Annotated in this window: 19 protein-coding genes and 1 pseudogene; 6 read left to right on the top strand and 14 right to left on the bottom strand. The window is 43.9% G+C overall.

Translation table 11 applies throughout. The features are described 5' to 3' along the window. Nucleotides 1–188: 188 nt before the first annotated feature. The 3 genes from V7K27_RS11320 (at nucleotide 189) to V7K27_RS11310 (ending at nucleotide 1,717) form a co-directional block, all read left to right on the top strand. Nucleotides 189–539 carry a YkgJ family cysteine cluster protein gene (locus V7K27_RS11320; protein ID WP_334947136.1) on the top strand — a complete coding sequence of 117 codons (351 nt, stop codon included), beginning with the start codon at nucleotides 189–191 and terminating at the stop codon, nucleotides 537–539. Nucleotides 540–910: 371 nt separating this feature from the next. Continuing rightward, on the top strand, nucleotides 911–1,345 hold the full coding sequence (locus V7K27_RS11315; protein WP_334947134.1) for a TMEM165/GDT1 family protein: 435 nt from the start codon (nucleotides 911–913) through the stop codon (nucleotides 1,343–1,345). A 69-nt stretch (nucleotides 1,346–1,414) separates the two neighbouring features. Beyond that, nucleotides 1,415–1,717, top strand: a complete 303-nt coding sequence (locus V7K27_RS11310; protein ID WP_334947132.1) for a TMEM165/GDT1 family protein — start codon at nucleotides 1,415–1,417, stop codon at nucleotides 1,715–1,717. Nucleotides 1,718–2,056: 339 nt separating this feature from the next. On the opposite strand, the gene V7K27_RS11305 is transcribed toward V7K27_RS11310, so the two are convergent. Further along, nucleotides 2,057–2,983 carry a cobalamin-binding protein gene (locus V7K27_RS11305; protein WP_334947130.1) on the bottom strand — a complete coding sequence of 309 codons (927 nt, stop codon included), beginning with the start codon at nucleotides 2,981–2,983 and terminating at the stop codon, nucleotides 2,057–2,059. A 291-nt stretch (nucleotides 2,984–3,274) separates the two neighbouring features. On the opposite strand from V7K27_RS11305, the pseudogene V7K27_RS11300 reads away from it, so the two are divergent. Next, a pseudogene (locus tag V7K27_RS11300) lies at nucleotides 3,275–4,486 on the top strand (sensor histidine kinase); the annotation flags it as partial. Between the two features lie 210 nt (nucleotides 4,487–4,696). Here V7K27_RS11300 and V7K27_RS11295 read toward each other — a convergent pair. The 4 genes from V7K27_RS11295 to V7K27_RS11280 form a co-directional block, all read right to left on the bottom strand. After that, complete coding sequence (locus V7K27_RS11295) at nucleotides 4,697–5,170, bottom strand: GNAT family N-acetyltransferase (RefSeq protein WP_334947128.1); 474 nt, start codon at nucleotides 5,168–5,170, stop codon at nucleotides 4,697–4,699. A gap of 233 nt (nucleotides 5,171–5,403) precedes the next feature. Further along, the gene (gene pruA, locus V7K27_RS11290) at nucleotides 5,404–8,457 is read right to left on the bottom strand and encodes an L-glutamate gamma-semialdehyde dehydrogenase (RefSeq protein WP_334947126.1); all 3,054 of its coding nucleotides are present in this window, start codon (nucleotides 8,455–8,457) and stop codon (nucleotides 5,404–5,406) included. A gap of 76 nt (nucleotides 8,458–8,533) precedes the next feature. Further along, complete coding sequence (locus V7K27_RS11285; protein WP_334947124.1) at nucleotides 8,534–8,665, bottom strand: hypothetical protein; 132 nt, start codon at nucleotides 8,663–8,665, stop codon at nucleotides 8,534–8,536. Continuing rightward, the gene (locus V7K27_RS11280; protein ID WP_334947122.1) at nucleotides 8,662–9,600 is read right to left on the bottom strand and encodes an RNA-guided endonuclease InsQ/TnpB family protein; all 939 of its coding nucleotides are present in this window, start codon (nucleotides 9,598–9,600) and stop codon (nucleotides 8,662–8,664) included. Before V7K27_RS11280 ends, V7K27_RS11285 begins: the two co-directional genes overlap by 4 nt. A 148-nt stretch (nucleotides 9,601–9,748) precedes the next feature. On the opposite strand from V7K27_RS11280, the gene V7K27_RS11275 reads away from it, so the two are divergent. Then, nucleotides 9,749–10,399, top strand: a complete 651-nt coding sequence (locus V7K27_RS11275) for an HD domain-containing protein (RefSeq protein WP_334947183.1) — start codon at nucleotides 9,749–9,751, stop codon at nucleotides 10,397–10,399. A gap of 296 nt (nucleotides 10,400–10,695) precedes the next feature. Here V7K27_RS11275 and V7K27_RS11270 read toward each other — a convergent pair whose 3' ends face one another. From V7K27_RS11270 to V7K27_RS11240, 7 genes are all read right to left on the bottom strand, one after another. Then, entirely contained in the window at nucleotides 10,696–11,469 is a 774-nt protein-coding gene (locus tag V7K27_RS11270) for a HEAT repeat domain-containing protein (protein ID WP_334947120.1), read from the bottom strand. A 426-nt stretch (nucleotides 11,470–11,895) separates the two neighbouring features. Beyond that, nucleotides 11,896–12,741 carry a HEAT repeat domain-containing protein gene (locus tag V7K27_RS11265; protein ID WP_334947118.1) on the bottom strand — a complete coding sequence of 282 codons (846 nt, stop codon included), beginning with the start codon at nucleotides 12,739–12,741 and terminating at the stop codon, nucleotides 11,896–11,898. After that, complete coding sequence (locus tag V7K27_RS11260; RefSeq protein WP_334947116.1) at nucleotides 12,741–12,998, bottom strand: phycobilisome linker polypeptide; 258 nt, start codon at nucleotides 12,996–12,998, stop codon at nucleotides 12,741–12,743. The genes V7K27_RS11265 and V7K27_RS11260 overlap by 1 nt, the downstream gene beginning before the upstream one ends. A gap of 135 nt (nucleotides 12,999–13,133) precedes the next feature. Next, complete coding sequence (locus V7K27_RS11255) at nucleotides 13,134–14,003, bottom strand: phycobilisome linker polypeptide (protein WP_334947114.1); 870 nt, start codon at nucleotides 14,001–14,003, stop codon at nucleotides 13,134–13,136. 117 nt (nucleotides 14,004–14,120) lie between these two features. Continuing rightward, nucleotides 14,121–14,933, bottom strand: coding sequence for a phycobilisome linker polypeptide (locus V7K27_RS11250; protein WP_334947112.1), 813 nt, complete (start codon nucleotides 14,931–14,933; stop codon nucleotides 14,121–14,123). 166 nt (nucleotides 14,934–15,099) lie between these two features. Beyond that, a complete protein-coding gene (gene cpcA, locus V7K27_RS11245; protein WP_334947110.1) occupies nucleotides 15,100–15,591 on the bottom strand; it encodes a phycocyanin subunit alpha in 492 nt (163 codons plus the stop codon). Nucleotides 15,592–15,677: 86 nt separating this feature from the next. After that, nucleotides 15,678–16,199, bottom strand: a complete 522-nt coding sequence (locus V7K27_RS11240) for a phycocyanin subunit beta (protein ID WP_265273265.1) — start codon at nucleotides 16,197–16,199, stop codon at nucleotides 15,678–15,680. Nucleotides 16,200–16,785: 586 nt separating this feature from the next. Between V7K27_RS11240 and V7K27_RS11235 the strand changes: the two genes are divergently transcribed. Continuing rightward, a complete protein-coding gene (locus V7K27_RS11235; protein WP_334947106.1) occupies nucleotides 16,786–17,442 on the top strand; it encodes a class I SAM-dependent methyltransferase family protein in 657 nt (218 codons plus the stop codon). A 208-nt stretch (nucleotides 17,443–17,650) separates the two neighbouring features. Here the strand turns inward: V7K27_RS11235 and V7K27_RS11230 are convergent, their stop codons facing one another. Beyond that, entirely contained in the window at nucleotides 17,651–18,589 is a 939-nt protein-coding gene (locus V7K27_RS11230) for a phosphoribulokinase (RefSeq protein WP_334947182.1), read from the bottom strand. A gap of 440 nt (nucleotides 18,590–19,029) precedes the next feature. Next, complete coding sequence (locus V7K27_RS11225; RefSeq protein ID WP_334947104.1) at nucleotides 19,030–21,021, bottom strand: alpha-amylase family glycosyl hydrolase; 1,992 nt, start codon at nucleotides 21,019–21,021, stop codon at nucleotides 19,030–19,032. Nucleotides 21,022–21,371: the final 350 nt, after the last annotated feature.

Below are 21,371 nucleotides of genomic sequence, written 5' to 3'. Positions count from 1 at the left end.
TGTTAGATTTAATTTACTTAACAAAATTATAAGAAAAGATATAAAAACGTAAAATAATAGCATTGGGCAATGGGCATTGGGCATTGGGCATTGGTTCATCTCCCTCATCTCCCCCATCTCCCCCATCTCCCTCATCTCCCTCATCTCCCCCACTCCCCCACTCCCCACTCCCCACTCCCTAATCCAAAATGTCAACTTGGCAATGTGTAAAGCAATGTGGAGCCTGCTGTAATCTTGATCCAGCAGAGCGTCCAGATTTGGAAGAATATCTCTCACCACCAGAACTAGAACTCTACCTCAGCATGGTAGGCGAAGGGGGATGGTGCGTTAATTTCGACCATACCACGCGAGAATGTCGCATCTACTCCAATCGTCCTCGCTTCTGCCGTGTGGAATCAGAAGTGTTTCAAGAGATGTATGGGGTTGAACCAGAAGAAGTCAACGATTTTGCCATTGACTGCTGTCGCCAGCAAATAGAAGGAGTGTATGGCGATCGCAGTTTGGAAATACTACGCTTCAACAAAGCTGTTGGGGTATAAATCTTCCGCTTCGTTGCCATAGTGCCTTGGAATAAATTCCGAGGCTAATAGCTAAAGTCCTCTCAACAGGACTAAATACAAGATTTTAAGCGATGTAGATAGCTATACTCTGTAAAAACGAAAATTTCAGTCCACGCTTAGTGGACTTGAGCTATTAGCCCTGAACTTCAGTTCTGGGCGTGATTGCCTGTCTGCGCGACACTTTGACTGTTACAAAAATGTGGGTAACGACAAGGACTTAATTGCTGGGGTCAATCTAAAATCTAAAATTGTGTGACACTCCACCGCTTTTTTCTATAGGGTTGCAATTTATTAACAATCTGAGAATATGATAGAAATATGAAAGCAATCTAGCAACAAAACTACTGCCTGTGAAACTTGACTCTGCACCTTTGGACATTTCTGGCATATCTCAGACTGAGATTGGGCTAGAACTCAAAGACAGCAATGATTTGAGCTTAACTCCTGCGATCGCTGTTGAGCCAGTTGGGCCTGTAGTTGTCGATAGTCCTCAAAAGCAGCAATCAGTGCTAGTAGTTTTTGGTACAACTTTTGTAACCATTTTTCTAGCAGAAATTGGAGATAAGACTCAGCTATCTACCCTGTTAATGAGTGCAGAATCTCATTCGCCGTGGGTGGTATTTATCGGATCTGCGGCGGCGCTGATAACCACCAGCTTATTAGGTGTGCTTTTAGGTAGTTGGATAGCCACCCAACTCAGCCCGAAAACTGTAGAAAAATCAGCAGGCGTGATGTTGTTAGTGATTTCCCTAATGCTGTTTTGGGATGTATTTACTAGTCATTAGTCATTAGTCATTGGTCATTAGTCATTAGAAAAAATCCCCACTCCCCACTCTCCACTCCCCCTTAATTATATGGACTGGCATCTTTTAGGACTGAGCTTTATTACAGTTTTTTTATCAGAATTGGGTGACAAAAGTCAGCTAGCAGCGATCGCACTTTCAGGGCGTTGTAATTCTGGGCGTGCAGTATTTTTTGGCGCAGCAGGCGCATTATTGTTGACAAGCCTGTTGGGATCATTAGCAGGGGGTGCAGTAGCAGAATTATTACCTACACGCGTCCTAAAAGCGATCGCTGCTGTGGGATTTGCCATCCTCGCTGCACGTTTGCTGTTATTTAACAATGAACCATCGGCAGATTCTGAACAAACACCTTAAAGAAGAATTCAGAATTCAGAATCCAGGAATCAGAATTCAGAATTCTGATTCCTGGATTCTGAATTACTTTTCGTGGGGGATTGGAACCCGCCAAGGTTTAAAATCAATATCACTCAGTACTTCGACCCTTCGACCCTTCTCTACGAGACGCTATGCATAGCTTGCTTCCCCCTAGGGGGTACGGCAAGATCAGAGCATTGCAAGCTCAGTAACCATCGGACTCGAATTCATACTGAATTCTGACTTGACTGCTGAATTCTGACTCCTGAGTTCTGACTGCTGAATTCTGACTGCTGAATTCTGACTGCTGAATTCTGACTCCTGAGTTCTGAATTCTTCTTATAAAGGTTCCCAACCGGTTCCTTTGTAGCCGTATTGAAAAATTTCTGGATGCAAAACTTCTGCCAAAATTTCTAGAGAATCTACCAGCCGTGGCCCTGGACGATTGAAGTAAGAATTGCCATCAGTGATGTAGACTCTACCAGCTTTGGTAGCGTGCAATTTTTCCCAGTCTGGACGCTGAGTTAACAAATTGGCTTCTTGGCGAGTGCGATTTAAATCAAAGCCACAAGGCATAAAAACAATTACATCTGGATTAGTTGTTAACAGTGTTTCCCACGGCAACTTCGGAGAAGGCTGACCTGTAACACAAAATACAGAGTGTCCTCCTGCTAAGTTAACTAATTCAGGAATCCAATTGGCGGCGATCATCAAAGGATCAGTCCACTCAATGCAGGCGACAGTAGGCACTTCATTTAAAGAAAGTCCTTGGATTCTTTGCTGACAAATTTTGACGCGAGCTTCTAAGTTTTCTAAGATTTTTACCGAGTCTACGCCAAAGATTTTGCCGACTCGCTCAATGTCAGCCCAAACATCCTTGAGACTATTGGGTTGTAAAGAAATAATCTGAGGTTTACTGTGAATAAGTGTAGCAACTGCCTTTTCAACTTCGTCTAAGCTGACAGCACAAACATCGCACTGGTCTTGAGTGAGAATGTGGGTAGGCTGCAACTGCTCTAAAACATCTGTTTTGATTTGATAAATACTCAGAGCAGATTGCAATAAATTGTTCACCTCATCGTTAATTTCGCTGCTGGAGGCATTGGAGTTTAAACGTGCTTCGGTACAAATGGGGCGATTTTGGATTTCTGGAGGGTAATCGCATTCGTGCGATCGCCCCACAATAGCATCAACCAACCCTAGTGTCGCTAAAATCTCTGTTCCACCGGGAATTAAAGAAACAATTCTCACACTACTATCCGTCATCGTTCCACCTCCACAACAGCTGCTGTTACCTTGATTTTGGCAAAATTTAAGGCTTTAGACATCTTTCTCTAGGGGAATCAACAGTATTTTCGTAGTCAGTACTAAACAAAAATTTGATTAAAAAAATTATACTGTCCGGTTAGGGAAACACTTATGACGTAATTGTAGTTATACAAAGACGGTTCTACTTTTTCCGTAGAGATGCAAAGCAAAATTATTTCTTCTTGAGGGAAACTAATGCAGGTGGTGTCGGTTAGAGAGATTACAGAGCAGAAACAGGCCCAAGAGGCTTTACAATTCCGGGCAATTTTTGAGCGTTCCTCTATCGGCATTGGGCTTATAGATATGAAAGCGCAGATAGTCAATAGTAATCTGGCACTGTGCGAGATTTTTGGATACAGCCGAGAAGAACTATACGGCAAGCCCTTTACAGATTACATTCCCACAGAAAGGGGGGGGTTAAAACTTTACAAACAACTGATGTCAGGAATTCGTACAGACTTAAAGAGAACTTCGAGGGTTGGAAGCCGACCCTCCGAACATCAGGAACAGCTTTTCGCTAAACATCACATTGAGATGGAAAGACGCTGCCTGCATCAAAATGGTAGCTTAGTTTGGACTCATATCTCTGTTTCTGTTATACCAGGCAGCAATGGTGAACCGGAATTTTTTCTAGCGATGATTGAGGACATTACTGAACGCAAGCAAACAGAGTTGAAACTGCGTATTTCTCAAGAAGCAGCAGAAGCAGCCTGTCGGACAAAAAGTGAATTTTTAGCAACCATGAGCCATGAGTTGCGGACGCCTCTCAATGCGATTATGGGTTTGTCGCAGTTGCTGCAACAAGAAATAGTTGGCTCACTCAATGAAAAGCAGAACGAATATGTAAATTCGATATATAAGAATGGCGAACATCTGCTGGCACTGATTAACGATATCCTTGATTTATCTAAGGTAGAAGCAGGCAAAGAAGAACTGTTACTCTCACCTTTGCCAGTGTCAGATTTATGTAATTATGCCATCTGGACAGTGCGCGATCGCGCCTTAGAAAAGGGATTGGAACTCACGCATGAAATTGACCTAGAAGCGGATATTTGTATTGCTGATGAGCGGCGCATCAAGCAAATGTTACTCAACCTGCTGACCAATGCCATTAAATTCACCCCAACCGGACAGATATCGCTGGTAGTCACAAAAGTACCGCAAGGGATAACGTTTACAGTTTCAGATACTGGAATTGGTATAGACTCAAATCAGTTTCAATTTCTATTTGAACCGTTTAAACAGCTTGATAGTGGGTTAAATCGGCAGTATGAAGGCACTGGTTTGGGTTTAGCTTTAACACGCAAATTAGCACGTTTGCATGGTGGAGATGTTACCGTTACATCGACTTTGGGAAAGGGTAGTCAGTTCACTCTGTTTCTAGCAAATCCAGTGCATTCGGGAGAAATCAATTCAAAATTCAAAATTCAAAATTCAAAATTAAATAAAAAATTCGGATAATTCAGCTAGGTCAGTACTGATGCGATATTTGAGTTAATTTGTCATAAAAATACATTTTGTCATGATCAATTATTGAAAAAATATATATAGGACTCGTATTTGATTTTTGAAATGCACGTAGGGGACCCTCTAGGCTAAAATAGTGCATTAGACTATAGACGTAGGTTGGGTGGAACGGAGCGCAACCCAACTGATTATCAGGATGTTGGGTTACGCTTTACCTCCACCCAACCTACAATTTTTTTGCTGTGAGAGTTTTTTCCTCATTTTTACATGACTAATACTGGCTTCTTCAAATATTTCTCCCTCTTCTACAAAATCCAATTTTTCGTATAAATTTTTCACATATTCTTGGGCATGAATCACTACTTCTGGAATATTTTTATTAGCTATAACCTCTAGTGCTTTTATCATAATTTTCTTACCAATACCTTGTCCTCTAGCTGTAGACAAAACAGCAAGCCTTTCTATTTTGGCGGTTTTATCATCTAAATATCTAATTCTGGTAGTAGCCACGACTTCCCCATTTAAATAAGCAATTAGATGATCAGATATTTCATCTTTGCCATCAAATTCTAAAGCGGGATCTACCCCTTGTTCTTCCTGAAATACTGCTATTCTAATTGCTTGAATTGCCGGAAATTCTTGAGGTAATTCGGCAACTTTTATAACTAAATTGGTCATAAAGCTTTGTTTATATTATTTAATGACAAAAAAGGTGGACAGCATTGCCCACCTTACCTGTTTTAACACTGTGCGTTCAGTTTAATTTCCCTGCCTAACGACAGCAGAAAGTTTTGTGGCTGGGTCTGTCTTGAGAAAACGCTCCACTTGGGCAAAGCCCAAGACCGCGTTTCTCGCTAAATCCCCGTTACAAAACTGTACTTCCGACTTCCGACTTCCGACTTCCGACTTCTTTAATCAGCACCTTCAATTGGTGCAAAACCTTGGCGCTGAATATTTTCTGTGACTGCGCGTGGTTCCAAAAATTGCAGGAGGTAATCAGGACCGCCTGCTTTAGAACCAACTCCAGAAAGTTTGAATCCACCAAAGGGTTGCCGTCCAACGATCGCACCTGTAATATTACGGTTAATGTACAAATTCCCGACTTCAAACTCTGTTTGCGCCTGTTGAATGTGCGAAGGCGTTCTAGAATAAAGTCCGCCAGTCAAGGCGTAGTTTGTACCGTTGGCGACTGTTAAGGCTTCCTGGAAATCTTTCACCCGAATTACCGCTAACACCGGCCCAAAAATTTCTTCCTGGGCTACTACTGCATTTGGCGATACTTCACTAAAGATCACAGGGCCGATAAAATATCCTTGTTCGGGTGCTGCTAATTCCAACGCCACTTGTGCTTCTGCCTTACCCTTCTCAATATACTCGCGGATGCGATCGCGGGCATTAGCATCAATTACCGGCCCAACTTGTGTACTCGGTAACTCTGCTTCCCCAATGTTCAAGGATTTTGTCGCTTCTACCAATCGTTGCACAAAGGTATCATAAATCGGTTGCAGCACAATTACCCTGGATGCGGCAGAACATTTTTGTCCACTGTAACCAAATGCCGACTGCACTACGCCCACAACGGCTTGGTCTAAATCAGCACTTTCATCGACGATAATGGCATTCTTGCCACCCATTTCCGCAATCACCCGCTTCATGTGCTTTTGTCCAGGTTTCAAAATTGCCGCCTCTGCGTAAATTCGACAGCCGACTTCCTGTGAACCCGTAAAAGCAATTACATGAGTATCTGGATGATTTACCAAATAAGCGCCGACTTGTGAACCCTTACCGGGTACGTATTGAAATACACCTTTAGGGATGCCAGCCTCAATTAAGATTTCTGTAAGTTTCGCGGTAATTACAGAAGATGTTTCCGCAGGTTTGAGGAGAGTACAATTGCCTGAAACCAAAGCTGCAACAGTCATTCCACAAGCGATCGCTAGCGGGAAATTCCAGGGAGAAATAACTACAACAATACCCCGTGGCTGATAAATATAACGATTATTTTCACCAGGAATGTCGTAATTAACACCTTTATCTAAACGTTCCATCTCGTCAGCGTAATACCGACAGAAGTCTATCGCCTCAGAAACTTCTCCATCAGCTTCCTTAACTGCTTTCCCAACTTCCAAAACCATCCAAGCTGAAAGTTCGGCGCGGCGTTCTTCCATCAAATCACCCGCTTTCCGCAAAATATCAGCGCGTTGTTTCGCTGGTGTTTTCTTCCAACCAGGAAACGCCGCTTTCGCAGCTTGCATCGCCTGTTCTGCTTGTTCAACGCTAATCAACCCAACTTTACCAACTACCTCACTGAAATTAGAAGGATTCAGAGAATCAACAAATTCCGGCGTATTAACATACTCGCCATTAATCAGGGGTAAATAAGTTTTACCCAACTGTTGACGAACGCTTTGGAAAGCTTCAGCAGATTTTCTTGTCATCTCTTCCTGTGCGTAATCGGTATCAGCAGCGCCAAGGAAATGAGAGACGCGATTAATCGCGTCTGTACTTTGGAGAGACGCGACGCCAGTCGCTACAACGGGGGGAACCCCCGCAACGCGCTGGCTCATTAATCGCGTCTGTACGTTTTCTTCTTTGACAATCGGCGGCGCTAATAATTCTTCAATCGGTCGATTTTCGAGATTTTGCCGTAAAAAAGAACTATTAGCTGTATTTTCCAGCAACCGCCGAATTAAATAGGCCATTCCAGGCAATAATTCACCGTAAGGACAGTAAACTCTGACGCGATAACCCTTGTCAACCAACGCCTTTGCAACTTTATCACCCATACCGTAGAGGACTTGTAATTCAAAGCGACGGCGGGGGACATTTAAACTTTCAGCTATAGCAATGGCGCGAGAGTGCGATCGCACATTATGGCTACCAATGGCAGAATACACATATTGATGATTTTCTAACAACAACTGAGTGATGGTTTCAAAGTTAGCATCACTTGCCGCTTTCTCGTTGTAAACTGGCTGTGACCAATGCTTCTGCGCTGCTTTGATAGTTTCCTGATCCCAATATGCGCCTTTCACTAAGCGGATTGTCAGGGGATAACCGCGCTGTTTCAACCAAGAAATTAAATCTTTGGTATCTTGCTCACTGTCACGCAGATATGCTTGAATTGTCATGCCAATATCTGTGCGTTGGCGAAACTCTTCTTCCAATAACAGTTTTTTCAGGATGCTGAGAGTGATGTCCTTATAGGCATACTGTTCCATATCAAAATGCACAGCTGCGCCTAATTCTTTAGCACGGCGTAAGAGAATACGAATGCGATCGCTAACTCGCTCCTCACTACCTTTAGCATCTAATGGGTCAAATTGGGAATAAAACGCCGTTAACTTCACAGAAACCTGAACTTTTGGTATTGATTCGCCATCAGCCTCATCAATAGCCGGGATAGCTGACCAATTTTTTGATGCTTCCACCAATTGTTGCATTAGTTCTAGATAGCGTTCTAGATAAGACTGCGCTTCAGCTTCGGTAATTACGGCTTCACCAAGTAAGTCGATGGTGAAAGCCATTTTTTCTTTTCGTAGTCGTTCAACTGTTTTGATGACTTGTTTAATATTTTCCCCAGAAATATATTTATGAGCAAGAGTTTCAACGGCTGTACCAACGGTTGTAGCAGCAACTTGTCCTGGCATAGAGTCGGGGTTAGCAAAGTTGAGCATTCCCTTCAAAGCTGCCGGTAATTCTACAGATTCATCTCCGAGATATTCTTGTAAATGGGAGGCAATTTCTGATTTACTATGCAAAGCAGGTAGCGTATCTATAAAGCGAAATAGTTGTACCCGCAACCCAGGATTACTCATCGCCCAAGCTAGTAATTTATCATCCCAGCGCATTTGATCCCGCAGGGAAGAAAAAAACGAACGATTTTCCGACGTCGCTGCAAGAAGTTGTTTAGCAATTTCTTGGGTTTTAGCTTCGTAGGCGCTTGTTTGTACTTGTAATACCACTGATAATAAACTCCGTTAATCAAGGCAAGGCTTTTTGTACAAAGCCTGTGTCTTCTATTTTGACGCGTTCATATATTTAGTGGGGAGTGGGGAGTGGGGGAGATGAGGGGGATGAGGGGGATGAGGGAGATGAGGGAGATGAGGGAGATGAGGAGGGACAAGAATTAATAACCAATGCCCAATGCCCAATGCCCAATGCCCAATTCAATCACAAGTGTTATCCTTTTGGTAAACTACCCGCCACTGACAGCCGTACAGGTACAGTGGGGGCGCCTCAGTTGCCCTAGAAATATCAAATAAGTTTAGCTGCACGTACTCAGTCTTTCTCCTAGTACGCACATCTAACTTACAAGACAATCCTGAACCACGAGGCTGGTTTACAATCACAGCCCCAATTGCAGAAATATTTTTCGCCCCATTCAAATCAGCGTCACCAATCCACCCACAATGACCACAAACAAACCTCTTACCACTGCGATACGATTCACCCTTCACAGGATGAATGTGCAAACAGTTGTGGCAGGTTTGCGAAGTATAGCGCGGGTCAACAAGAATCAGTTTCACCCCAAACTTAATCGCTTTGTAATCTATGAATTGTCGCAACTGGTAGAAACTCCAACTGTTAGAAAGTCGGCGTTCTCGTTTACTACGGGGCAATATGTTTGTGCGTTCTCTGATTCCGGTCAATTCTTCCAAGGCGATTATCTGATTGTTGTCCTTGGCAGACTTAACAATTTGGTAGCTGCATCGGTGATTAATGTGAGTCTGAAAGCCCCTCTCTTTCCCCGACAACCGTTGCTGAAGCTGACGGCATCTCCGCCGACTACTTCTTGTGCCTTTGGCGGACTTGTGTTGGAGTTGTCCTCTAACTCTGGCGTATTTGTCCCGAATCTTTGTTATGACGCATCCACTAAATTTATCTCCAGACGCTCGTTCGCCCTTGGCGTCTCCCCTTGGGAGAAGACTCGCTACCGCTTCGCTATCGGAAGTAATCGCAATATCTGTGCGTCCGAGGTCAACGCCCAATACCTTGTCAGTATCTTCCGGCGTTGGTGGCTCAGACTCAAGCTGAATATTCAGATAGTATGTGCCATTATTGCGTTTTACCAAAGTCGCTGTTTTCGGATTTTGTCCCTTCAGCAATCCCCTTTGGTAATTACCGATAGCAAGATTAAACCTTTCCCTACCACCAATCCGAGTACAGATTTGGTGGGGGACTCCAAGCTCAAGGAAGTTGATCTATTTCTAACGTCATATTAAGAGTGCAAATACTATTGTGAATACTATGTTTATGCCTACAGAAAACCTCACGCATATCTTATTTTCTAACTGGCAACACACACTCCAACCCTTTGGTGTTGAACAGGTAGCGGCTGAGAAAGCCTTTAATTGCTTGGTTGCAGCTTACTCTACCCCCGATCGCTACTACCATACACTGAAACACATTGATCAGGTTCTCAGCATAATTCAGATTTTGCAAGGCTACACCAATAACCTAGCTGCTGTTCAACTAGCTGCCTGGTTTCACGATGTAGTATATAACTCTCAAGCTGAAGATAATGAAGAACGAAGTGCTGACTATGCTTTGGAATTGCTAAGTAATTTGGGTATTCCAGAGAGTACCATAACTACTGTCACCCGTCTGATTCTGAACACTAAAAACCACCAAGCTGCGGTGGATGACTATGATAGCCAAGTTCTACTTGATGCAGATTTAGCGATTTTGGCTACTAACCTAGTCGAATATCCAGAATATGCCCATGCCATTCGCCAGGAATATGGCTGGCTGGCACAGGCAGAGTATATCACAGGTCGTCGGCAGGTTTTAGAGGAATTTTTACAGCGATCGCATATCTACTTTACGCCTTTAATGTCAGAGTTCGCCGAACCATCAGCCCGTGGCAATATCCAGGGAGAAATTCAGTCTTTATTATCTGGTTAGTTTTACACTTAAATAAAATACAAAACTTCATCCTATATCTAGTCTCCCTCTCCAATATATCGGAGAGGGATTGAGGGTGAGGTAAGCCAGGGACATAAATTGTATGTTAACGTGAGTTCGACAAATCTTGTTTGACCTCTCAAGAGCAGCCCCTCGACCTTGGCGTCAGCCTGCCGTTAGGCAAGCCCAGAGGGGAGTAAAAAGCTTAATTTTTCGTTGCTCCTCCCTTTCCGTTTCGGAGAGGGAGGCTGTCCGGGAGAGGTTTATTGAACTCACGTTTATTTAATTCTTATTTCTTAGCGTCTGCCACTACCACGATAAGGCACTTCAGGCACATCAATGTCTTGTAGCTTTTTTTTAGGTGCAAACACTTCTTGATGTTGTGGGGGCTGAATTTTTTCCTGTGCAAACCTTACACGGGTGCGAACTCCCAGATCGGCATCTGTATCGAGCATTTGCTGAAGTTGATTTGTAATCCGTGACGCTTGATCGGGTAAAGTAACTGCGTTGTTTACCGCCGCAGGCATCGCGTTGCCGCTTTGCGGGTTGTCGCCAGACATCGCTAGTGTTTCTAAACTCGTCACTGCTGCATAGCGCACTACCCACTCTGGATCTTGACAAATTAGTAATAGCGCCTCTAATACCTGAGTCTGAACAGATTCCAGTTTCTCAGACGGTACTTGATGCCAGCGCAAAGTGCCTAATCCTCTGGCAGCTGCCCGCCGCACACTTAAGGAAAAATCGGTTTTTGCTGCCTCTAACAAGGTATCCAGCGCCCGGACATCGCCAATTCCCGCTAAGGCACGAATAGCCCAGGCTCTAGCACCGTAGTTGTAGTCATCAATTAGTTCCAACAGTGGCGGTACTGCGGCTTCCCCGATCGCAATTAGTCCATCTACCGCCGCCACCGCCGCCCCTGGATTGTTGTAGCCCAAAGCTGCAATCAGTGTGGGAACAGATTCCTCTATACCAGCTGCTGCTAACTCTTGAACTGCGTCTACTAGGCGCTCTGAGGAGTCTGCTTCTTGCACAGCACGGATTAATATTTGGGCAAGCTCATTGTTATTCATAGCAATTTTTCATGGGTCATTAGTCGTCAGACAATTGTAGCTTAGGTTATCCGTAGTTGGCATCATACATAAACCCCTAACCCTGATTTTGCAGTTGGGTTGGGGGTTTATGTGTATTAGACATTTAGTTTAAACGTATTAATTAAAACTCATTATCAGAAAAGAATTCAGGAGTCAGGAGTCAGAATTCAGAATTTAATTGGAGTCCGACTGATGTTAGCGTTCGCGCAGCGTCTCGTAGAGAAGCGGTAGCAAGTCATCTCCCAAGGGGAGACGCTTTAGCGCAACGAGCGTCGGTAGCGTGGTTTTCTCCCTTCGCGTAGCGTCTCCGACAGGAGAAGGGCGGGTCAACAACAGAGTGGCGGATCTGAATCCCCTACTAATTTATTCTGACTCCTGAATTCTGAATTCTGAATTCTTCTTAAACTACAACAACGAATCCATCAAATTCATGACTTTAATCGCACCTGCTGAAAAAGTGCTTGTTGCTGTATGGTTAACTTGATGTTCTAGTAATCCTTTAAGAGAAATTAGCTTCAGGCTATTTTCGGCTAGAGTCTGGGCGATCGCATCTGCTGCGGGTAGATATCCAATTGCTCCCAAATCTGCTAACACTGCTCGACGCAATTGCAATTTCTCACCCCCTAAAGCCTTTACCAACCGTTCTCCATAAACTGGTTCTTGAGTTAATTGATACATGGCTCGTGCGGCAGCATATTGCACCAATTCGATTGGATGCTCTAAGAATGGCTTTACCAAAGGGATACACTCAGTTGCCTTCAAGGTTCCCAAGGCTTCTAAGATGGCGTCATAAGGTTGAGATAAATCAGGCTGGTTTGATATCAGCTGCTCTCCCTGCAAACCTACTACTAATAGCTTGATCAGGGCAGGAATACAAACCGGATCACCCAACATCTCTAAAGATTGTGCCGCCGCTTCCCGGACATAAAAATCTGAACAGTCTAAACACCCAATTAAAGGTGATACTGCCTGGCGATCGCTTAGTTTCCCTAAAGCCCTAGCTGCATTCCGGCGCAGAGGATATCCGCCTTCTGGTGTGCGATCGGCTTCATCCTCTAAAGCTTTAATCAATCTTGTAACCGCAGCTGGTTCATTTATCCGAAACCTGCCCAACCACCAAGCAGCATAAAAGCGCAGACCTAAATCTGCACTTTCAAGATTAGCTAGAGCTTGCTCTACTGTTAAAGATTCACCATCGCTAAAGTTACCTGTCGGTGATAAATCTTCAAATTTCTGCGGACTGGAATTCATTATAAAGAAGGAGGAGCGCTTTGTTCGCTATCTGTTTTAGTCTCAGCGTTCAATGGCTGAATGCTGACTATTTTGCCACCCAAGCGAGTAATCCGTTGCATTTCTTGATTCATCCGGTTCTCAGGCACTGTGAAAAACACAGTGGCACTAGAACGAATGGGATAGTTGGTTTTATCGGTTTCTTCGCTTTGGCGCAGACCCACTACTTCATACCGAAAGTAGCGATTACTCGTTCTACTACTAATTAGTCCAACCATAAAATTAATTCCCAATTCTAAATTGTCATTAGTCTCAGTTCGTGGCGCGTCTCCCTTGCCAGAAGTTCTGAGCGGAGACTTCCTCCGATCAGACTTCTCTCTTTGTCATTTATCAATGACCATTGACAAATGACACTAAAGAGGCTTCACACTGGCTATTTTACCACCTTGTTTTACCACTCTTTGGAAGTAAGTAGATAGTTCTTCATAAGGTATGATCACCGCTTGATTGACACGGCGGGTGCTAGGATAGCCAGCTCCAAAAACGCCTGCCACTTCAATGCGGTAGAGTCTGCCTTCTTTACCAAAAGTTCCCGCACCACCGAAAGTGCTGTTGGGGGTAACGCCTTTTTCCGAAGCAACGTATGAAAAGCCTGATTGTCCACCAGAGGGAGGAACAACGATGGATGCACTATTGCGACCTAGTTCGCTAGCAAGGCGGGAGGACTTGCCTTTGAGTTGAGAGGTATCGCTACTGGCATAGCCGCGATAAAGTTGGAATATCCGGCTAAATCCGACAGTTTTCTGTCCTGTTTGGGTTTTAAAGCCGCGATAGTAAGGCACTATATTTTCACCAAAGCTAGATTGATACTCTGGCGAATCAATATAAGAATCAATGTCGGCTTCATATCCCTTGGTTTGATACAAGTCTAAGTGATAGACCACTTCAGACTCATCATAGGGGGCACGACCCAACAAATGTTTATAGTTCAGTTCGATGAGGCGAGTTTGGAAACTGTCGTAGAAAAACTTGGATTTATACAGTTCTGATTTAGCTACCTGACGCACAAACTCTTGTACTGTATTTTTTCCATCGCGCAGGATAGATTCAGCACTTGTAAGGCGGTCAGATGTCAATATGTAGTTGTTGCCCAACACCTGACGATAAACGGCAGCAATTACTCTCTCAATGTCTTCTTTGCTTGCATTTGGACGCAATTCTATAGGAGCCTGATCGCTAAAAGGCTCTGTCCCCAGACGGGACGCTGCTGTTGTAATAGCCATTGGTAATTTTCCTTTTGTAATTCGTAATTGGTAAGGGGAGTGGGGAATGGGGAGTCGGGAGTGGTGAAATTCCCTACTCCCTACTCCCTACTCCCTACTCCCCACCCCAGCCCCTATTTATACGGCTGTAATGCTAATAACCTTACTGCCCTTGCGATTCAACTGCTGCAATTTACTCGAAAGTTGCTCGTAGGGTACGATCAATTCCGCAGTACCGCGCCGTACTACAGTTGAGTTTGGAGAAGCTGCTTGTAGTAGTCTGATGCGGTATGTGTTACCGCGACCACCTGTAGAGAGTCCTGTTAAGGCTCCGGCGGAGACTGGATAAATGGGTGAAGCTAGATTCTTAGCCACTTCCCAGGTTAGCCGTCCTTGTTTTTGTCCTTGAGCGCGATCGCTATTGGCATAACCCCGATACAGTTGGAATAGTCGGCCAAATCCAACGTTTTTCAGTCCTACTTGACTTTTAAAGCCCCGATAGTAGGGCACAATATTTTCGCCAAAACTCTCTTGATATTCTAATGAGTCAATGTAAGAATTAATCTCAGCTTCATAACCTTGTGAGTTATAAAGCTCAACATGGTACGAAATCTCTGACTCATCTTGTGGGGCACGCCCCAATAAATGCTTATAATTCAACTCGATAAACCGAGTTTGGGAGTTGGAGTAGAAAAACTTATCCCGATAGAGTTCCGATTGAGCAATGGCTTGCACAAATCCCCGAACGGAGATTTCACCTTGTTGCAACAGTGATTCTGCACTTACAAGACGCTCTCCTTCCAGTAGGTATTCATTACCCAATACCTGACGGTAAGCCGCCCGGATAACCACTGCCACATCCGCTTCTGTTCTATCGGGACGTAGTTCTACCAGTGCTAAGTTTTCAAATCCTCCAATCCCTAATCTTGCTGCTTGTCCCAAAGCTGCCATCTTTAACCTCCTCAGTTTTAACTGCAAAACTGAAAACTTTTTAGAAAATTTTTTTCTAGTCTTTTAACAGTTTTTTGAAAATAAAACTGCCCGGAGAGGTAAACAACTCATAGAACTTACTTGTCAGTCATAAGAGCTGATTTCCTCTCCGGGCTAAAGAAACACTCTAGCTTAGAGTATTGATTACATAGTCGATGTAAGAATTGGCTTCAACAGCTGGATCGCCACTTAGACCGTGGTTAGCTTTGATGTACTTGAGAGCTTCAATGTACCAGCTAGGAGACAGATCAAAAGTCCGGTTGATTTCAGCCAAGCCAGAAATCAAGAAATCATCCAATGGACCTGTGCCACCGACAACTAAAGCGTATGTGATAATCCGCAAGTAGTAGCCGACATCACGTACACACTTGCCTTTGCCGCGTGCATCAGACGCGAAGTTGGGGCCTTGTTGTTGAGTGGTGTAAGGGAACTTGTTATACACTGCTTGAGCTGCACCTTCGGTCAACCGTTGAGCATTTGCGCTCAAGGCTTTTGCTGCTTGTAAGCTAGCTGGCGCTTGGCGGAAGCGACCAAAAGCAACTTGAATCTCAGTGCTGCTGAGGTAGCGACCTTGAGAATCAGCCGATGAAATTGCTTCAGTTAGAGGTGTTTTTGTCATTTTGGTATTTCCCTTTTACAAACTTTTGGTTGAAATTTTGTTTTGTCCTATGGACAATATCTCGGTCAATCGCAGAAATGTCTGCCTTAAGCTACTGCTGAAGCAGCACGATCAAAATAGCTAGCGATTTCAGCTACTAGAGCGCTGCAATCGCCTCTGGTGATGTTGTTTGTATCGTTGACAATAGCCAGAGAAGCTTGTTTCAGCTTCTGAATACCAACAGCAACTGACGCTCCTGGAGTTCCCAATGCTAAATAGGTTTCCCGCAAACCATTGAGGGCACGGTCATCTAGCACGCTGGAATCGCCAGCAAAGATTGCATAGGTGATATAGCGAAGGATGATGTCCAAGTCTCTGATGCAAGCAGCTGCGCGACGGCTGGTGTAAGCATTACCACCGGGAGTGATCAATTGGGGTTGTTCTGCCCACAAATCACGAGCCGCAGCAGCAACAAGAGCTGAGGCATTGCTGGTAATCCGGTTAACAGCATCTGCACGCTTGTTACCATCTTTCACTAGTTCGCTCAATGCATCCAATTGTGCATCGGAGAGATATTCGCCGCGTGTATCAGCTTGGGAAACTACTTTTGCAAATGCATCTAAAACCATTGCCTTAAATCTCCAAATTTGCTTGGTTAAGAATAATTGGACTCAAAACTGAATAGTTCAGTTTCTTTTTGATGTCAGCACTGCCTGACGAGTTACGAAAGGTTTAAAACAGACATCCAAGAAATAAGTTTACGATCTCCAGGCTTTCAGATTAAAACTTTTGTTAGAAAACTTAAAACTTCTGCGAACGACTGGAAAACCTCATTAAGATGTTGTTTTTTCCCTCTAAGTTCTCTTTATACAATGCTGCCGCGTCATAATTTATTACAAATTATTGTTATGTTTGTTAATTTCATTTACATAACTTTATATTTTCTCAAAGGCTAAAAAGCTCCCTTAAAGAATGAATGCGATGCCTGCGGCGGGCGTAGTTGCGGTGCCTTGGATTTGTGTAGCATTAGCTACTTCCTATATGAAATTGCCAGATTCACAAACCAAAAGAAAAAAGACTTGATTTTGGAGGAATTTTCATGATAGTCTGCGTTAAACCATAAAATACGGTTTCTTGATATGGTTATAGTATTTTAAAATTGCCCAGTGTGTTTGTCACAAACTCATAGTTAATGGAAAGGGAAATCACCTCATTATGGTAAAAGACTGGTTTGAATGGCACGACCTCTATAAGAACGAACCAAAATTGCAACAACGCCTGCAAATTGTGCAGGAATACATTTCCTATAGCTTGAATTTGTCCCAACCAGGGTTAATCCGTATAGTTAGTGTTTGCGCGGGCGATGGACGAGATTTGCTAGGAACGCTATCAAATCACCCACGGGCTAAAGATGTTTATGCCCGACTCGTAGAGCTAAATCCACAACTAGTTGAACGTGGACAAGAAACAATAGAATCGTTGGGTTTGACAAAACAAATTGAGTTTATTAATGGTGATGCAACTATTTCCTCTAACTATGTAGGAGCAGTACCAGCAGACATTGTAATTGTATGTGGTGTATTCGGCAATCTCGCAGACGAAACTGAACTCAATCGCTTACTGGCAAACCTGAGTTTTCTGAGCAAACAAGGTGCTTTTGTAATTTGGACTCGTGGACACTCTCAGGGTATTCCCCACTCTGAGACTGTTCGTAAATTACTAGGTGAAAATGGATTTGAAGAAGTGAACTTCAAACTCACTGCAACAGGAGATATGGGGGTAGGTATTCATCGTTACCTGGGTGAAAGTTTGGCTGCACCCAAAGAACAACAGTTGTTCGCGTTTATTGGTGTTCCAAGTAAAGCCAGGTAAACAGTTAACAGTTGACAGTTCACAGTTGACAACGAAGTTTTATAATTCGGGGGATTTAAAGCCCCAAATTAAAAACAATCTGCCTCAAGGCGGGGGCAAAAGAGCCATGCTATAAAGGTAAATAATGCCGCAAATTCAGGAGGCGGAGCCTCACAATAGGCGTTCCCAGCCAGAGTCTGGGAACGAGAGAATTAATTTTACCAGATGTCTACTGATAGATTTGCGTTGCTTTGAGCATGTGGTAGGTAATTATTAACTGAGTGAGAGCGAGGGGATAACTTTGGATTGTTTCCCCAGTTGTACCAGCAATTTTACCCAGTTCTGGATTACTTTCGCGATCGCAAATATTTCGTAAATGAGGCATATCGGAACAAATAATATGCTCTAGCTTATTCACTTGTTCTAAGGTTGCATGACCATCAACTTCTAAGACATCTACCGGCTTACTCATATCCCTGTCTAGCCCCAGGCGGATCGCTGAATCAGAATTCCCATAGCCAGAATTGATAATCTGGGTAAAATCTGGGTGGGGAATTGTCGGACGTAATACCAAACGCACATTTAAATGTCCATTGGTTTCATCATCTTCGCCGACGGGGGGATAGAAACTAATGACTATATCAGACCATTGCCGTTGCGGACGAATAAATTGTGCTGAGTCTGATTCACGCTTTTCTAGTTCCGCTAGCACCTGTTCAGCAGTGTAGCCCCGTTTTTGGGTATCCCGCTTAACTTTCCACTTAGCGCGTAGTTCTTCAGGGGGTGCAAGGTAAACTTTAACGTCGTAGGAGTCGCGCGCAGCACGGGTAGAATAACCGAGTAATCCCTCAATAATCACGAATTTATTGGGCTTGATATAGTTCGGTGCCTCGAATCTGCCGGTTTTATGGCTGTAAACTGGTTTGAGAATTGGCTGTCCTGTGCGTAGCAGCGATAGGTGTTGCTGCATAATATCTAGGTGGTTGCAGTCCGGGTGGAGAGCGGTGATGCCAATATCTGCACGTTGTTGGCGATCGTAACGGTGATAATCATCTGTACATATCAGCGTGACATTTTCTGGGCCGAGTACCTGAGCGATTCCTCGCGTTAGTGTTGTTTTCCCAGCAGCGCTGTCGCCTACAATACCAAGAATTATTGGACGGCTCATCATACCTCCCAGAATAAAAACAAGTTTATTAATAAAATTCCCCACGATAGTTTTAATTCTAGAAGGGTTTAGGCGAGTAACTCAAACAAAGACTTGCTATGCAATATCTCTACACACATACAATGTTTGGCCGTAGACGCAAAGCGGCTTGCCAAAGGCATCGCTTTTGGCACAATAATTACAAACTACATCACTTTCAGATTAATTTGTACACGAATCCCCGACTGATTGCAATACTGCGTAGGTTTTGAGTCGATCCCCCCAACCCCCCTTAAAAAGGGGGGCTAAAAATGCTTTATTTTTCCCCCTTTTTAAGGGGGACTAAGGGGGATCTCAAATGACTATGCACCAAAAACCGAGCAGTATTGCGACTGATTGATTCTGATTCCTGAATTCTGACTTCTGAATTCTTCTTCAACTTTGACTGAGCGGCATTGAGATTAAACTAGAGCGTACACTTTCGCTTCCCAGGGGAAAATACCTTCTCTGGCTACCCATTCAGATGGAACTATCCGCTCTTGAGTAATTTCCTTCCACTGCTTGCCAACTGGGGTTGCAGGCCAATTCGGGACTCTGTATTCAGAACCAACTTGAGTGCCGTAGTCAGAAAAATTCGCCACTACAATTACTAATTGATCGGCTTTATTACCACGCTGCCAGACTAGAACTCGTTTACCATCATTAAAGTCAACATGAAGAAATTGAGTATCATTTACAGCTAAAGCATCGGAAGTTTTACGCAAGCGAACCAACCTGGCAACGTATTGGAAAATGCGTTGCCGCCAATCATCATTTACACGGCTGTAGTTAACTGGGTCAATCTGCTTATAATTATCTGTTGGAGGCAAATCCTGCTGATCGGCAAATTCGTCTCCAGCAAGGATCATGGGAATTCCTACAGAGGTAAGCAGACAGACAAATGCCAACTTAATGCGCGGTTCAGTATGATCAATTCCATTACTAGCAAGGTAGGTGAAGAAACGCTCGTTTCCATAACCGCCAACATCATGGGAAGTGATATAGTTTACCGCCTGAGAACCATCTGTAAAGCCTAAGTTTCGGCAATCAATTAGTTTGCGGATACTCCACTCAAAGCTGGGTTCATCCCAGGCATTCTTACCTAAAATCACCTGTCGGATGATTTGCTTGAACTTTTCATTCCAAAGTCCATCCAGACGATTTTGTTGGATGAGAGATAGGGGTACACTCAACTCTTCGCCAACTACGAGGAAGCGATCGCTACTTCCACCTCTTTTGTCCCAAAGGCTGCGGGCAAAATCTTTGAATTCCTGCAAAAAGTCATAGTTGGCAATATTGTTGACGCTATCCAACCGCAGACCATCAACTCGATAATATTCCAACCAGTGAGCAATATGGCCTTTTAAGTATTCACGGGCTGGGACAAGCCATGACTTTTGCCCAGTAATCGGATTATAGCCCTCTACCCAGTAGTTGTACTTAAATAAATCCCCACCAAAGCCATCTCTTGACCCTTGTTCTGGATCACCACTAGCCCATTTGATGTAAAATTCCAAAAAATTAACGTTATGGTAAGGATTATTCCGCGAGAATGCCATCACTAGATCCACAAAAAAGCGCAACCCTTGCTGATGGCAAACTTTGATCAGATTCGCTAAATCAGTCGAAGCAGTGGGTGCTGACTGGCTATCTGGGCGTCCTAAGTCAAAATCTGCGGCAAAATAATTTGCTGTACCATAGCCCCAATTGAGATTATCATCACTGTCTTCTGGTGGCAGAAGTTCGAGGGCGTTGATTCCTAATTCTATAAGATGAGCGCGGTCATTCAAGGCGCCCAGTATGGGAAAAGTCGGAGCGATCGCTTCTGGTACTAACAGTGCTAGTACGTCACGAAAAGTGCCGGTTCCTTCTTCAATCAATCCATTTGAGTTAATCTTTGTCCAACGGGTTGGTAATTCGTAAATCACCAGTTGATTATTGGTTGGCAGCGTCTCTAAAGGAGCATCGTCTTCCCAATTTACAGTTTGCCCTTGAGGATCACAGGGAATCAGCGTCTTATTTTGATAAAGCACGACGCTTGCCGGATCGAAGCTAGTAACGCCTCCCGATTCTAACGGCGTTGGTGCAAGTAAGCGTCGATCCACAGTCGTTGCTGTTGGATCTGTGCAGTAGAGAATTTGGTTAGCATTGGCAGAGTCGTAGGGGTCTGAGTTGCGGACTTTAAACCAGTAAAAGTAGACCTGTCCTTCAGTCAGACCAGATTCTTGAGCCGAAACTTCCCACAATTCGGGAAATTCTGTTGATTGACGAAGCGGAATTTCTTTAAATTGAGCTAATCTGTCTGCGCTTTCGGGAGCAGTATTGCCAATATAGAGAGTGGGAGCTAGTTCTGAAGCACTGGGACGCCACAAAACAAAATGAGTTTTTTTGCGGCTCAATAGATCGATAGGCATTATAAAAACCTCTATCAAAGTTCAGTTATCAAGTTCTTACACAAAAGCCAAGTGTTATTTCAGACGATAGGTTGAATTTCTTTAACGGTCAATATTAGTAGATTGGGTGGAGCGGAGCGCAACCCAACTGATTATCAGGATGTTGGGTTACGCAAAGCCTCCACCCAACCGACAATTTTTTTGCAGCATTAAAGCCATGACGGTCTACTACAAGACTACCGAGATTTTTTCAGACGTAGGTTGGGTGGAGCGGAACGCAACCCAACTGATTATCAGGATGTTGGGTTACGCAAAGCCTCCACCCAACCGACAATTTTTTTGCAGCATTAAAGCCATGACGGTCTACTACA

The organism is Nostoc sp., from assembly GCF_036919575.1.
Taxonomy (GTDB): domain Bacteria; phylum Cyanobacteriota; class Cyanobacteriia; order Cyanobacteriales; family Nostocaceae; genus Nostoc.
This window is presented reverse-complemented; position numbering and strand designations above follow the sequence as displayed.

What these genes read in the sequence shown, in the direction of transcription:
- V7K27_RS11320 (WP_334947136.1), top strand. Translation starts at nt 189, where the DNA reads ATGTCAACTTGGCAATGTGTAAAGCAATGTGGAGCCTGCTGTAATCTT.
- V7K27_RS11310 (WP_334947132.1), top strand. Translation starts at nt 1,415, where the DNA reads ATGGACTGGCATCTTTTAGGACTGAGCTTTATTACAGTTTTTTTATCA.
- V7K27_RS11305 (WP_334947130.1), bottom strand. Translation starts at nt 2,983, where the DNA reads ATGACGGATAGTAGTGTGAGAATTGTTTCTTTAATTCCCGGTGGAACA.
- V7K27_RS11295 (WP_334947128.1), bottom strand. Translation starts at nt 5,170, where the DNA reads ATGACCAATTTAGTTATAAAAGTTGCCGAATTACCTCAAGAATTTCCG.
- V7K27_RS11275 (WP_334947183.1), top strand. Translation starts at nt 9,749, where the DNA reads ATGCCTACAGAAAACCTCACGCATATCTTATTTTCTAACTGGCAACAC.
- V7K27_RS11270 (WP_334947120.1), bottom strand. Translation starts at nt 11,469, where the DNA reads ATGAATAACAATGAGCTTGCCCAAATATTAATCCGTGCTGTGCAAGAA.
- V7K27_RS11265 (WP_334947118.1), bottom strand. Translation starts at nt 12,741, where the DNA reads ATGAATTCCAGTCCGCAGAAATTTGAAGATTTATCACCGACAGGTAAC.
- V7K27_RS11260 (WP_334947116.1), bottom strand. Translation starts at nt 12,998, where the DNA reads ATGGTTGGACTAATTAGTAGTAGAACGAGTAATCGCTACTTTCGGTAT.
- V7K27_RS11255 (WP_334947114.1), bottom strand. Translation starts at nt 14,003, where the DNA reads ATGGCTATTACAACAGCAGCGTCCCGTCTGGGGACAGAGCCTTTTAGC.
- V7K27_RS11250 (WP_334947112.1), bottom strand. Translation starts at nt 14,933, where the DNA reads ATGGCAGCTTTGGGACAAGCAGCAAGATTAGGGATTGGAGGATTTGAA.
- cpcA (WP_334947110.1), bottom strand. Translation starts at nt 15,591, where the DNA reads ATGACAAAAACACCTCTAACTGAAGCAATTTCATCGGCTGATTCTCAA.
- V7K27_RS11240 (WP_265273265.1), bottom strand. Translation starts at nt 16,199, where the DNA reads ATGGTTTTAGATGCATTTGCAAAAGTAGTTTCCCAAGCTGATACACGC.
- V7K27_RS11235 (WP_334947106.1), top strand. Translation starts at nt 16,786, where the DNA reads ATGGTAAAAGACTGGTTTGAATGGCACGACCTCTATAAGAACGAACCA.
- V7K27_RS11230 (WP_334947182.1), bottom strand. Translation starts at nt 18,589, where the DNA reads ATGAGCCGTCCAATAATTCTTGGTATTGTAGGCGACAGCGCTGCTGGG.
- V7K27_RS11225 (WP_334947104.1), bottom strand. Translation starts at nt 21,021, where the DNA reads ATGCCTATCGATCTATTGAGCCGCAAAAAAACTCATTTTGTTTTGTGG.